This is a genomic window from Azospirillum sp. TSH20 (genome assembly GCF_003115935.1).
Taxonomy (GTDB): Bacteria; Pseudomonadota; Alphaproteobacteria; order Azospirillales; family Azospirillaceae; genus Azospirillum.
Map to the genome: position 1 here is coordinate 1 of NZ_LGQU01000093.1, position 12,872 is coordinate 12,872.

Annotated in this window: 11 protein-coding genes; 8 read left to right on the forward strand and 3 right to left on the reverse strand. The window is 61.8% G+C overall.

Going from position 1 to position 12,872, the window contains the following annotated elements:
* A partial coding sequence (locus TSH20_RS23525) for a hypothetical protein (RefSeq protein ID WP_247874521.1) occupies positions 1 to 462 on the reverse strand: 462 nt, incomplete at its 3' end.
* Between the two features lie 348 nt (positions 463 to 810).
* On the opposite strand from TSH20_RS23525, the gene TSH20_RS23530 reads away from it, so the two are divergent.
* From TSH20_RS23530 to TSH20_RS23550, 6 genes are all read left to right on the forward strand, one after another.
* Positions 811 to 2,004: a sensor histidine kinase gene (locus TSH20_RS23530; protein ID WP_247871411.1), complete on the forward strand. Its 1,194-nt coding sequence runs from the start codon at positions 811 to 813 to the stop codon at positions 2,002 to 2,004.
* A 43-nt stretch (positions 2,005 to 2,047) separates the two neighbouring features.
* Positions 2,048 to 2,647: an exopolysaccharide biosynthesis protein gene (locus TSH20_RS23535; protein WP_247871412.1), complete on the forward strand. Its 600-nt coding sequence runs from the start codon at positions 2,048 to 2,050 to the stop codon at positions 2,645 to 2,647.
* 259 nt (positions 2,648 to 2,906) lie between these two features.
* Positions 2,907 to 3,062 (forward strand): hypothetical protein, encoded by a 156-nt coding sequence (locus tag TSH20_RS35060; protein ID WP_158279295.1) that lies wholly within the window; start codon positions 2,907 to 2,909, stop codon positions 3,060 to 3,062.
* A gap of 49 nt (positions 3,063 to 3,111) precedes the next feature.
* A complete protein-coding gene (locus tag TSH20_RS23540; protein ID WP_109049766.1) occupies positions 3,112 to 3,396 on the forward strand; it encodes a hypothetical protein in 285 nt (94 codons plus the stop codon).
* 473 nt (positions 3,397 to 3,869) lie between these two features.
* Positions 3,870 to 7,022, forward strand: a complete 3,153-nt coding sequence (locus TSH20_RS23545; protein WP_109156581.1) for a chemotaxis protein CheB — start codon at positions 3,870 to 3,872, stop codon at positions 7,020 to 7,022.
* A complete protein-coding gene (locus TSH20_RS23550; RefSeq protein WP_109156582.1) occupies positions 7,022 to 7,225 on the forward strand; it encodes a response regulator in 204 nt (67 codons plus the stop codon). Before TSH20_RS23545 ends, TSH20_RS23550 begins: the two co-directional genes overlap by 1 nt.
* 28 nt (positions 7,226 to 7,253) lie before the next feature.
* Here TSH20_RS23550 and TSH20_RS23555 read toward each other — a convergent pair whose 3' ends face one another.
* Positions 7,254 to 7,619 (reverse strand): response regulator, encoded by a 366-nt coding sequence (locus TSH20_RS23555; RefSeq protein ID WP_109156583.1) that lies wholly within the window; start codon positions 7,617 to 7,619, stop codon positions 7,254 to 7,256.
* Between the two features lie 199 nt (positions 7,620 to 7,818).
* Positions 7,819 to 10,386: a magnesium-translocating P-type ATPase gene (gene mgtA, locus TSH20_RS23560; protein ID WP_169055247.1), complete on the reverse strand. Its 2,568-nt coding sequence runs from the start codon at positions 10,384 to 10,386 to the stop codon at positions 7,819 to 7,821.
* A 356-nt stretch (positions 10,387 to 10,742) separates the two neighbouring features.
* Between mgtA and TSH20_RS35775 the strand changes: the two genes are divergently transcribed.
* Positions 10,743 to 10,919: a hypothetical protein gene (locus TSH20_RS35775; RefSeq protein ID WP_247871414.1), complete on the forward strand. Its 177-nt coding sequence runs from the start codon at positions 10,743 to 10,745 to the stop codon at positions 10,917 to 10,919.
* Positions 10,920 to 11,803: 884 nt separating this feature from the next.
* On the forward strand, positions 11,804 to 12,847 hold the full coding sequence (locus tag TSH20_RS23575; RefSeq protein ID WP_109156585.1) for a fatty acid desaturase: 1,044 nt from the start codon (positions 11,804 to 11,806) through the stop codon (positions 12,845 to 12,847).
* Positions 12,848 to 12,872: the final 25 nt, after the last annotated feature.

The window sequence follows — 12,872 nt, forward strand, 5'->3', positions numbered from 1 at the left end:
GACACCCTGGACAACGGGTTCTGCAACCTCAGGCGTGGCTGGATATTGGACGCCGATGCTGGCTGGTTTTTGGAAGCCGATTGACACGTTCTGGCGTTCCGCGGCTTGGCCCATGAAGGTGACCGCTTCTGAAATGGCCGTTCCATAGCCTGCCATCAGGGCACCGCCGAGTGCCGTGGCCTGACCGCCACCCTCGTCGAGACTGTCTTTGAGAGCACGGTCAAATCTCTGGCCGGCGGTCCGGACGGTTTCCGGAAAGCCCTGGTTGCCTGAAGCGCCGGGCAGCCTCGGCGGCCAGGGCCTCGGCTGCTGACCAAGCTCGCGGGCAGGTTTCACCATGTGCTCCTCGCTGGCGCTGCGGATGCCGGCGCCCTTCGGCGCGTCGTTACCCGCCGCGGCTTCGTCGCTGGCACTGCGAATGGTCGGGCGAATGGTGGATGTGGGATGAGTGCCGTCGTCCATGACGTCTCCATAACTGTTTGGGGTGCGAGAGCTGAAAGGGAGCGCTGTGCTCTACCTCGATGACTTAATCCTATATTATGTCGCACCGCAAAATATCAATGGCTTTGAAAATATAATCTGAAATTAAGAACTATAAATTGCCGAATATAAAGGAGATGTTCTTTTGGTATTCGCAAAGCTATATTTTTCATACGCAAGAAGTTCGGGAGTTTTTTGCCATGGATCAATCAATATATTTTGCCAATTGGCGCCAAATTGGCGAATGGACTCCGCCACTTCTTCGCCTGGGAAGGCTGCGTTCAGCGGCTATATCCTTTTCAAATAATGGATCGGACGAAGGAGCGCTGCATGCCCGATAATCCCCGCGACCAACAGGATGCAGAGAGAATGGTCAGGATGGAGGCCGCGCGCGGTGGCCCCTTCGTGGTGGCCGCGGAATCGACCCTGATGCCCATGCTGATCGCCGATCCCACCCTGCCGGATATCCCGATCGTCTTCGCCAATGCCGCATTCACCAGGCTCAGCGGCTATGCGCGCGAAGAGATTCTGGGCAAGAACTATCATCTGCTGTCAGGCTCCGGCACCGACCCGGAGGTGGCGCACGCCATTGGCCTTGCCCTACGCGCCGGCGAGGCCATCGTGCGCCAGGTCCGGCTCTATCGGAGGGACGGAAAGCCGCTATGGGTGCTCCAGCATGTCGCACCCGTTTTCGAAGAAGACCGTATCCGCCACCATTTCGTGTCCTTTGTCGACATCACCGAGCGCAAGGCGGCGGAAGACGGATTGCGCCAACTCAACGAAGAACTCGATCACCGTGTCGCGGTGCGTACCGGGCGGCTGGATGAACTCAATCGCCAACTTGCCGCCGAAGTTGAGCGCCGCACCGAGGTGGAGCGTGTGCTGCGCAACACCCTTGCCGACAAGGACCTGCTGCTGCGCGACAAGGACAACCTGATGAAGGAGGTGAACCACCGCGTCAAAAACACCCTCCAGATGGCCTCGTCCTTCCTGCGCATCCAGTTGGACCTCACACATGGCCGGGAGCCGGCCGTGCAGGAGGCGCTGCACAGCGCCGTGGAAAGGCTGGACCGCATGGCCGAGATCCACGAGACGCTCTACCGGACGCAGGGGCTGCAGGAGATCGAATTCGGGGGATATCTGCGGATGCTGTGCCGCGACCTGCTGATGTCCTTCGAGCCTGCACAGAGTTTGCGGGTGGTGCTGGATGTCGACGCCGACGAGGTGTTCCTGAAACCGGATCGGGCCATCCCGCTGGCCCTCATCGCCAACGAGGCGATGATCAATGCGCTGAAATACGCTTTCCCGGACGGGCGATCCGGCCGCATCGCCGTCTCGTTCCGGGAAATCTCGTACGAAGTCCTGCGCATGAGCATCAGTGACGATGGCATCGGCATGGCCGATGAACGACGCACGGGCTCGCTCGGCCTCACCTTGATGGAGTTGCTGGCCGAGCAGGTCAAAGGCGGTCTGACCGTCGGGTCCGGCGCCGGCACGACCGTTACGGTGTCGATCCCGGCATGACAGGCAGGTGTCGCCCCACCGAAACGGCCGGAGCGATGCGGTCATGACCTCGGCCTTGCCTCCGCATATCCCGACATCCGAGGTTTTGCGTGGCCTGCTCGCAGAAGCTCCGGCCGAGGGCGTTACATTCGGCTGGCTGCTGGACAGGCTGCACAAGCGCTCCTTCGGCGTCGTCCTGCTGTTGCTGGCACTGATCGGGCTGACTCCGGGAACATCGCCGGTCGTCGGGCTGCTGCTGACCATTCCCGCGTTCCAGATGATCCTCGCGCGGGAAACGCCGGCCTTTCCCAGGACGATCATGTCGCGGCGTTTCTCGACACAGCGCCTGGTCCGCATGGTCGATCGTACCGTGCCGGTGTTGAGGCGCATGGAGACGGTCATACGCCCACGCTGGAAAATGCCGTTCGAGACGACGACGCGCGTGGTCGGATTGGTCGTCCTCGTGCTGGCAGGCGTCTTCTTCGTTCCCATTCCGCTGAGCAATGTCGTCCCGGCGGTGACGATCATGCTGATCGCCTTGGCCTATCTGGAAGAGGACGGGGTGTTGCTGGCAGTGTCGTTGGCGATAGCCGCCACCGTTCTCATCGCCACGGCGATCACCGTCTGGCAGTCGGTCGAGGCGGTCCGTTCCATGTTTTTTTGAGCCGTGGCTCACATCGGTCAGGGCCGCGTATGGCAGGTTTTTGCCGCGTGCTTGGCATGCAAGTCGTTGCTCCATCGCACCAAATGGTGAGAAGGCGGCCCAAGGGACGCTCAAGAATCATCTAGGTAGAGGATCCTGTCCAGCGGAGGCTGGCGGCAGTCCGAATCAAATAAGCATCAATGTAATTATTCGACCACCCCCATTGTAATAAAATTTGGCGGCACCATATTTTGAAGCAAATATCCGGAAGGAGATCGCCATGTCGCTCACGCACGGGACGTTGTCGGAGTGGATGGTTTCAGAGCGTGCCGCCTGGGCTTTGTCCGCGCCGAAATGGAAGAACATGGCTTATCTGACACTTGGCGTCTCAGTCGGCTTTCTTGCCGGGCTGCTGTTCTCCAGTTCGGGCGGATAGACAGCTGCTTTCAAGGAAATCCGCCGGACATGAATGGGAGCACCCTTCGATGACCACCGCATTCACCCGCACCACCAGCAGGACCGTAACGTTCGCCCATCCTTTTGCCTTGAGCGGCGTCGACGGGGTGCAACCGGCGGGAAGCTACATCGTGGAGACCGACGAGGAGTTGATCGACTCGCTCTCCTTCCCTGTGTATCGGCGCAGCGCGACCTGGCTCCGTCTTCCGCATTCCAATCGCGGAATGGCCATGGAGCAGACGGTGCTCATCGACCCCGATGAACTGGACCGGCTCCTGGAACCGGCGGGAAACGGAACTCTCCTGCCCGGATGAACATTGTTGCGAGGACCGGGCGGAGCAATGCTCCGTCTATCGCGGAAAGCCGTTCCGCACCGAACTTTACCGCAGAGGAGGTGTCATCATGCAAACCGTACAACTGAAACATCGTTCGTCGTCAGTCCATTTCCTGAACGGGAAAATGTTCATTGAAACCGCGTCCGTGCCACCGGTGACCGCAAGGATCGGCGATGAGCGTCTACTCCAGCGGGAGCGTAGCACTCTGCTTCGCAACTGGGACGATGACGGTGGTGCCCAACCAAAGGAAGGTGCTAGAGAGTGAGTTGACCGTCCGCGTCAGAATTTGGCATCGACTGTGAGGAAGAACGCCACCAGGGACGGCCGGCCATCGTCCCGAGGGGGTTGCTCCAGTTGAACTGTAGAAAAGCTCATCGCCGACAAGAGCGCCATCCCCGGCATCCTCAAACGACATCGATCCGGATCGTCAGGATCTGTGGAAGGGCAGCAGCATGAGCGACAAGGCATCCTTCCCAATCGTCGGGATCGGCGCATCCGCTGGCGGGGTGGAGGCCTTGGAGGGGCTGTTCGGCGCCGTTCCTGCCGACAGCGGCATGGCCTTCGTGGTCGTGACGCATCTGTCACCGGAACACGAAAGCCTGCTGGCCGACATCATCGGCCGATGCACGCCCACGCCGGCGCATCAGGCCTGCGACGGGGATTTGGTCGAGCCAAACCGCATCTACACCCTGCAGCCAGGAACCCTGCTGACCATCGACAGCGGCCGGCTGCATGTCCGGCCGGACAGCGCCTCCCGCCGCGAGCGCAACCCCATCGACCTCTTCCTCAGCTCGCTCGCCAGCGACTGCGGTGAAAGAGCGGTGGGCATCATCCTGTCGGGCGGCGGCAGCGACGGCACCCTGGGCGTCAAGGCGATCAAGGAACGGGGCGGCTTCACCATCGCCCAGGGGCATGACGGAATTCCCCGCCATGACGGCATGCCGAACAGCGCCATCGCCACCGGCGTCGTCGACCTTGTCGCGCCGGTCGAAACGATGGCGGCGACGCTGGTGGACTACGCGCGAACCGCCACGTCGCTGGGCGATCTGACGGGTGAGAAGGATGTTCAAGAGGATGCGCGGCTGGAATCGGCACGCAGAAGCATCACCACCATTCTGCGCAATCAGATCGGGCACGATTTCCAGGGCTACAAGCACAACACTTTCCTGCGCCGTGTCCAACGCAGGATGCAGGCCCTGCGGCTGACGGACATCGACAGCTATGTCGAACACCTGCGTGAGGACCGTACCGAAGCCGCGGCACTGTTTCGCGATCTGCTGATCGGTGTCACCACCTTCTTCCGCGACGGCGAGACCTTCCGGGCGCTGGAGGAACTCGTCATCCCGCATCTGTTCGCCGGGAAAAGCGTCGGCGATGCGGTGCGCGTCTGGGTGCCGGGCTGCGCCACCGGCGAGGAGGTGTACTCCATCGCCATGCTGCTGTCCGAATATGCAGAAACCCTCCACAGCGTGCCGAAGATCCAGGTCTTCGCCACCGACATCGACGAGCATGCCCTGGAAGTGGCACGCACCGGGCGCTATCCCGCCAATCTGGTGCGGGATGTGCGGGCGGACCGGCTCAAACGCCATTTCACTGAGGACGGCACCAGCTATCTCGTTCGCAAGGAGGTGCGCGACCTGTGCATCTTTTCGTCGCACAGCGTCGTCCGTGACCCGCCATTTTCACGCATCGACCTGATTTCGTGCCGCAATCTGCTCATTTACCTGGGGATGGGACTTCAGGATCAGGTGATCCCAATGTTCCACTATGCATTGCGCCCCAGCGGCTATCTTTTCCTCGGCGTGGCCGAGACCATCGGGCAACATCAGACGCTGTTCGTGCCCATAGACAAAAAACATCGCCTGTTCCGCCGGCAGGATGCGGTTTCCGTGACCATTCCCTTCGCCATGGCGGAGCATGGCGGCCGCACGCCTCGCGGATCGGCCGAGACCCCCCGCTCGATCCAGTCCAACGCCGCCAATCTGCGTGGGCATGTGGAGGCGCGCGTGCTGGAGCGTTTCGCTCCGGCCCATGTCGTCGTCAACCAGAACAGTGAGGTGGTCTATTATTCCGCCAACACCGGCAAGTACCTTCAGGCGCCGCCCGGCGCCCCGAACCGCCAGCTTCTGGCGATGGCCCGCAAGGGACTTCGGCTCGATCTTCGCGGCGCCCTGCACGAGGCGATGCAGACCCACAAGCCGGTAACCCGCAAGCACCTGGCGGTGGAGGTGGACGATCGTGTCCAAATGCTCGATCTGACGATCGAGCCGTTCGACCGCGACGGGGAACCCTTCTTCCTGGTCCTGTTTTCCGATGTCGGAGATCCAAGTCCTGCGGAGGAAATCTACGGCAAGGAGCGTCACTGGGGCCAGGATCCCGGTGCGGTGGAGCAGCTGGAACGTGAACTTCGCGATACCAAGGAGCGTCTCCAGAGCACGATCGAAGAGTATGAAACCTCATTGGAGGAACTGAAGTCCGCCAACGAGGAACTCATCTCGGTCAACGAGGAACTGCAATCGACCAATGAGGAGCTGGAAACAGCCAAAGAGGAAACGCAATCCGTCAATGAGGAGCTTCACGCTGTCAACATAGAACTCAACAGCAAGGTCGAGGAGCTGGATCAGTCCAACAGCGATCTCCAGAATCTGTTCAACAGCACCCAGATCGGGATCATCTTCCTGGACCGATCCCTGCTGATCCGGAGTTTCACGCCGGCGATCACGCAGATTTTCAATCTGATCGCGACCGACCGCGGTCGTCCGCTGACCGATATCGTCAGCCATCTCGATCAGGTCGATCTGGATTCGGATCTGAGACATGCGCTTACCGACCCGGCGACCGTGGAAAAGGCGGTTCGGTCAAGGGACGGGACCAGACACTACATGATGCGCATCCTGCCTTACCGGAAAGCCCGCAACGATTTGGAAGGCCTGTTGTTGACCTTTGTGGACGTGACGTCGCTCAAGGAGGCCGAGGAGCAGCAGCGCCAGCTCATCGGTGAACTCGACCACCGCGTCAAGAACATGCTGGCCGTTGTCACCGCCTTGGCCCAGCAGACGCTGAAGGCAATTGCCGAAGCACCGGAATGCACGGCGTTTCTCGGGCGCCTGCAGGCGGTCGCCAGCACCTACGATCTGCTGACCCGTGATCGTTGGGGGAACATTCCCCTCAGCGACGTCGTGCTCAATGAAGTGAAGCCTTATGCCACCAGCGAAGGACGCTTTGCCGTTGATGGGCCTGCCGTTCAACTCCGGCCCAAGGCCGCGTTGGCGCTCGGCATGGTGATCCACGAGTTGGTGACCAACGCGCTGAAATACGGCGCGTTGTCCGTGGCGGAAGGGCGGGTCGTCGTGACCTGGGAATTCGGGCAAAGGGATGCCGATGCGGCGCTGCTTGTACATTGGCGCGAGACGGACGGCCCCCCGGTGTCGCCTCCCACCCATCATGGCTTCGGCTCCAAGCTGATCACCCAGCAAATCCGCTACGAACTGCGCGGCGATGTCATGGTGGATTACGATTCGACCGGCCTCCAGGCGACGTTCACCGTACCGGTCGCCCAGACGAGGAGCGACGACGAAGGCCTCGCCTCCCTTGAGAATGCCTGATGACCGGAAAGCATCTGGAAGGCTGCCGGATCATGATCGTCGAAGACGAATTGCTGATCGCCATGGCGTTGGAGGAAATCCCGCTGGATGCGGGAGCCGCCATCGTCGGCATGGCCGGCTGCGTGGCGGATGCCCTGGCGCTGATCGAACGGGAAGATTTCGATGCCGCCATCCTGGTGTCCGGCTCGACGATGAGCGGGTGACTGCCGTTTGTCCTCCACTCTGTTCCAGTTAATTCATCGCCTCGTACAGTGCCTGGACGACACTGGATGAAAGCGATGGCTTACGAAGCAGGGGGCGATGACGATGGCTGCTTGGGAGATGTTCCGGACCATATCCGGAGTGGAAAACGAATGGGATGCCTCGTTTGTCCAAAGCGTCGGCAACGTCAACGACCGGTTCTTCATCCAATCGGGCGTCCAGAAGCGCAACATCGAAGGGTTCGGCTTCAATCAACGCAAGAGCATCCACGGTCGAAGCGGCAAGCCGAACCACACTGGCGCCTGCCTCCTGGACCGCCGCCTCTAGAACGACGGTGACGAGGAACTCGTCCTCAACGATGAGGACACGACGGTCGTTCAGCAACTTTTTGGACATACGCCGCTCCCTTTGATCAGATTCTCCGTAGAGCATAAGCTTTTGGCCATCGATTTACAGTTGGACAAAAGCAATGGCTATGCCCGCTGATGGGGAGTCCATTTCAACATCATGGCCGGCCTCGGGAGGCCAGTCTCCCGCAGGGTCGCCTGAACGCCAACTTCTCAGGATGGAGTCCGCCGACGCCCCGAGTTCCGCATTACTGTCGTGGAGCGATGTAGTGGAAGAACACCCGCTTGATGATCTCCACGAGGACCAGATAGGTGACGACGGCGGCCACCAGGAACAGATAGAAGGAGGCTGGAGGTACCACGAAGCCGAAGAAGGATGCCAGCGGCGTCAGCGGTAGCAGCGCGCCGACGGCGGCAGCTCCCAGCGACAACCCGGCCAGAATTGCGTTGGGTCGGCTGAGCCAGGGGCTGCGGCGGGTGCGGATCACGAAGATGACCAGCACCTGGGTGGCAAGGCTCTCTACGAACCATCCGGTCTGGAACAGCGCCTCATCGGCGTTGAACAGGTGAAGCAAGGCGTAGAAGGTCAGGAAATCGAACAGGGAGCTGACTGGGCCCAGCACCAGCATGAAGCGCTGGATCAGCCGCAGATCCCACTGCGCCGGCAGGGCCAACGCCTCCGCCTCCACGTTGTCGAGCGGAACGCCGGCCTCCGACGCATCGTAGAGCAGGTTGTTGAGCAGCACCTGGGTCGGCAGCATCGGCAGGAAGGGCAGGAACAGCGACGCACCCGCCATGCTGAACATGTTGCCGAAATTCGAACTGCTTCCCATCAGGATGTATTTGGTGACGTTCTGCACCGTCCGGCGCCCCTCCATCACCGCCTCATGCACCACCGACAGATCGTGGTCGAGCAGGATCAGGCCGGCTGCCTCCTTTGCAACGTCGGCGGCGCTGTCGACCGAGATGCCGACGTCGGCGGCATGGAGGGCGGAGGCGTCGTTGATCCCGTCGCCCAGGAAACCCACCACCCGGCCGGAGCGCTTGTACGCCAAAAGCACACGTTCCTTCTGAGCCGGCGTCACCCGGCAGAACACGTTGACCTTGGGGAGGCGGGCCCGCAACGCCTCTTCGCTCATCGCCCGCAGATCGTCGCCGGTGATCAGGCCGACGACGGGGAGACCGAGTTCGGCGCAGACGTGACGCGTCACCCGCTCGTTGTCGCCGGTCAGAAGGCGCACGGCCACCCCGGCCCCGGTCAGATCGCTGATCGCCGCCATGGCGCTCGCCTTGGGGGGATCGAGGAAAACCGCATAGCCGGCGAAGGCCAGTTCGCTTTCATCTCCCAGCGCGGCTGAGGTATGATCCCGTCCCATCGCCTTGGAGGCGATTGCCAGCACCCGGAACCCATCCTCTCCCAGTTTCTGGAACAGGGCATCCAGTTCTGCCCGCGCCGCCGGGTCGAGCGGCCTCTCGACGCCCCCTTCGCCTTCGTAATGGGTGGACTGCCGCAGAACGTCTTCCGGCGCCCCCTTGACCACCAGCAGCCGCTCGGTGCCATCGCTAACGAGAACCGAGACGCGCCGCCGTTCGAAATCGAAGGGCACCTCGTCGATTTTCTGCCAGCCGGTCACGTCGAGGGTGCGGAAGGCGATGATGGCCTCGTCCAGCGGGCTCTTGATGCCGCTTTCAAAATGGCTGTTCAGGTAGGCCAGCCGAAAGACGCGCTCGCTCTCCGCACCACGGAAATCCAGGTGCCTGACCATCCGGATCGTCGCCTCCGTCAGCGTCCCGGTCTTGTCGGTGCACAGCACGTCCATGGCGCCGATGTTGTGCATGGCCGCCAGCCGTTTGACGATGACACGGCGCTCCGCCAGCCGCATCGCACCGCGCGCCAGCGTGACGGTGACGATCATCGGCAGCAGTTCCGGCGTCAGCCCGACCGCCAGGGCCAGGGCGAACATCAGGGACTCCAGCCAGGGACGGTGGAACAGCACATTCACCGCCAGCACGAACAACACCAGGAAGATCGTCAGGCGCAGTATGAGGAAACCGAACTGGCGGATGCCCAGTTCGAAGGCGGTGGGAGGGGAAGGCGCCTGCAGGGTGCCGCTCAACTGACCGAACGCTGTCGCGTCGCCGGTCCGGCAGACCAGGGCGGTGGCGCTGCCGCTGATGACCGAGGTCCCCATGAATATGGTGTCGAGCGCCTTCTCCGCATCTTCGGCCGGGATCGCGACGGCATCGATGCGCTTTTCCGCCGGGTAGGGCTCCCCGGTCAACATGGCCTGGTTGACAAACAGGTCGCGCGCTTCGAGGAGGCGGCAGTCGGCCGGAACCAGATCGCCGGCGGCCAGACGGACCACGTCGCCTGGAACCAGTTGATCCACCGGCTCCGATACCTCCACACCGTCCCGGCGCACCTGCACATGCACGGCGACGGTGCGGCGCAGCGCCTCCACGGCGTTCTCGGCCCGCATCTCCTGGACGAAGTCCAGGGTGACGCTGAGCACGACCATGACGATCACGATGACGAAGCTGGTGATGTTCCCGGTGGCTGCCGACAGGCCGCTGGCGAACAGCAGGATCAGCACCAGGGGATTGAGGAAGCGTGTCAGGAATTGCAGCCAGAGTGGCCGGCGGCGGCGCGCCAGCGGCTGGTTCAGACCGTATCTGCGCCGGCGGGTCTCCGCCTCGGTTCGTCCCAGCCCGGCGGGCGTCGCATCCAGGTTTTCGAGCACGACGGAGATCGGTTGTTTCCAGATCCCGTCAGCGATGGCGCCTTGGTCCAAAGCTCGTGTCCTCGGCAGTTGCATCAGTGTAGGCGCCGGCCGAGGAAAGAGAAACGACGCGAACGATATCCCGCAATTTCACGGTTACGGCTCAGCGCCAGACGGCCGGATTCGAAAACGGCGACCATGGCAGGGCACTGTGGCGGTCGGATGGCACGGCGGCCGGGACGGAACTGGTCAAGGATTTCTTCCCCGGCAGCTTCGCCCCCCCGGTTCCCCTGCCGATCCTGCCCACGCATCTGACGGCGGTCGGCGACCGGCTGTTCCTGACCGCCTGGGACGGGACCGGCGGCTATGGCCAGCTTTGGATCAGTGACGGGACGGACGAGGGCACGGTCAAGCTGGATGGCAGCATTTGCGAGGACCCAAGGGCCGGGCGCTTGGAGGTCCTGACCGCAGTGGGAGACAGGCTGTTCTATAACCACTACGAGGATTTGTGGATCAGCGACGGAACACCGGAAGGCGCAATGCTGGTGAAGAATTATCCGCCGGTCGGCCTCTCCCTGCCCAAACAGTATATAGCCTTCGACGACCGAGTCTCACAACGGATCAATTAAGTTCACCCCCGGCTCGGCTGAGAGTGCCGGGGTTCTTCCCATCTTGTCACCGGTTACCGGCAAGTCGGTTATTGCTGACTTCGATGGCGGCCGTCTCACCTCCGCCGACCAGCTTCCCCTACCGGGGAAGTTTCGCGATGCTGGCCGCTCGTACCGTCAAGCCGCTGCCTTAAACGGCGCGTTAAGCGCTGGCGCGACCTGCCCCCGACCAACCCATCCCCGCAACCAAAAGCGTATCGCTGAAAGGATGGTGGACGTCCGCCATAGCGCTTCGGTTGATCGTTCACAATATTAACCGGAGCCGGGAAATCGGGAGGATCCTGCGTTGTGCAAAAAGGCAATGCTCAGGTCCGCGGTGATAGCCATCGGGTGCTTGGCGCTTGTCCGGCTGCCGGGGACGGCTTCGGCAGCCGACTTGCAAGGTGTCTGGCTGACCGCAGACAAGGATGCAGTCCTTAGGATCACCCGCTGTGCCAATCGATTCTGCGGTCGGATTATCTGGCTGCGGAACGCCACGGATCGGAGCAGCTCGCCTCGCCTGGATCAGAAGAACCCGGATCCAGCCAAACAAGCGCAGCGCATCTGCGGCCTCGTCGTCATAACCGGTCTGACCCCCGCCGGCCCCAACCGCTGGGACGGGTCCATTTACAATCCTCAGGATGGCAAGACCTACAGTGGCAGTGTCTCCGTCCTGTCGGATGAGTCATTGAGAGTTCGTGCCTATATAGGATTACCGATCTTCGGGCGGAGCGAGATCTGGACGCGGGTGGACAGTTCATCGGCAAACGAGATCGAGTACCAATGCCGAAGTCACGGGTGAGGCCCCATACGCCATCCCGAAAAGTCGGCACCGGTTTCCAATACCTTCTTCGAGGAGAGGGCTTATGACTCAGGATGACACGGGTGCGACATTGCCACCGCACAACGAAGTCGCCATCGACGATGGTGGACAAGCGCTTTTGCGCGAACGGCTTCGCCCCTACCAGACACCAAGCCTCGTCCGCAGCCTCGTCCAACTGGCAACGTCGGTCCTGCCCTTTATCGGGTGTTGGGCGCTCATGGTCCTCAGCCTCAACATCAGCTACGCCGTCACGCTGCTACTTGCCGTTCCGGCCGCCGGCTTCCTGGTTCGCATTTTCATCATCCAACACGATTGCGGGCACGGGGCCTTCTTCCGGTCACGGCGGGCCAACGATGCCATCGGCACACTGTGCAGTGTCATGACCTTGACTCCCTATGCCAACTGGCGGCGCCAGCATGCTGGTCATCATGCCAACTGGAACAATCTCGACCGGCGGAACAGTGGATACGACATCTACTCATCCTGTCTGACGCTGGACGAATACAACGCGCTCGGCCGTCGCGAGCGTCTTTTCCATCGCCTGCTCCGCCATTCGGTGGTGGCGCTGATCCTGCTGCCGCCGCTGGTCTTCCTCGTACTGTACCGCTTCCCCTTCGACACGCCGTCCGATTGGCGGCAGGAGCAGCTGTCCGTCCATAAGACCAACCTGATGATCGCCGCTCTCCTGCTGGCACTCGCGGCCTGGCTCGGCTTCGGCACGGTGCTGCTAGTGCAACTGCCCATTACGATCCTCGCCGCCATAGCCGGCGTCTGGCTGTTCTCGGTCCAACACCGGTTCGAGCACACGCTGTGGGTTCGGCAGGAGCAATGGGAGCCACAGCTCGCGGCCTTACGGGGAAGTTCCTACCTGCGTCTTCCCGCCATACTCCAATGGTTCACCGGCAACATCGGTTTCCACCACATCCACCATTTGAATCCCCGCATTCCCAACTATCATCTGCCGCAATGCCACCGGCATATTCAGGCACTCCAGGAAGCGCCAGCTCTCACCCTGGGAGGGGCGTTGGCTGGAGGCTGTCTCTGGCTGTGGGACGAAGCGCTCGGAAAGCTCGTCCCGTTCCCTTGACTATATTTCCCCGGCCGTCGCCCTT

Excerpts from the sequence above, each read along its gene's own strand:
- TSH20_RS23530 (WP_247871411.1), top strand. The coding sequence starts at position 811 with ATGCCCGATAATCCCCGCGACCAACAGGATGCAGAGAGAATGGTCAGG.
- TSH20_RS23535 (WP_247871412.1), top strand. The coding sequence starts at position 2,048 with ATGACCTCGGCCTTGCCTCCGCATATCCCGACATCCGAGGTTTTGCGT.
- TSH20_RS35060 (WP_158279295.1), top strand. The coding sequence starts at position 2,907 with ATGTCGCTCACGCACGGGACGTTGTCGGAGTGGATGGTTTCAGAGCGT.
- TSH20_RS23540 (WP_109049766.1), top strand. The coding sequence starts at position 3,112 with ATGACCACCGCATTCACCCGCACCACCAGCAGGACCGTAACGTTCGCC.
- TSH20_RS23545 (WP_109156581.1), top strand. The coding sequence starts at position 3,870 with ATGAGCGACAAGGCATCCTTCCCAATCGTCGGGATCGGCGCATCCGCT.
- TSH20_RS23550 (WP_109156582.1), top strand. The coding sequence starts at position 7,022 with ATGACCGGAAAGCATCTGGAAGGCTGCCGGATCATGATCGTCGAAGAC.
- TSH20_RS23555 (WP_109156583.1), bottom strand. The coding sequence starts at position 7,619 with ATGTCCAAAAAGTTGCTGAACGACCGTCGTGTCCTCATCGTTGAGGAC.
- mgtA (WP_169055247.1), bottom strand. The coding sequence starts at position 10,386 with ATGCAACTGCCGAGGACACGAGCTTTGGACCAAGGCGCCATCGCTGAC.
- TSH20_RS23575 (WP_109156585.1), top strand. The coding sequence starts at position 11,804 with ATGACTCAGGATGACACGGGTGCGACATTGCCACCGCACAACGAAGTC.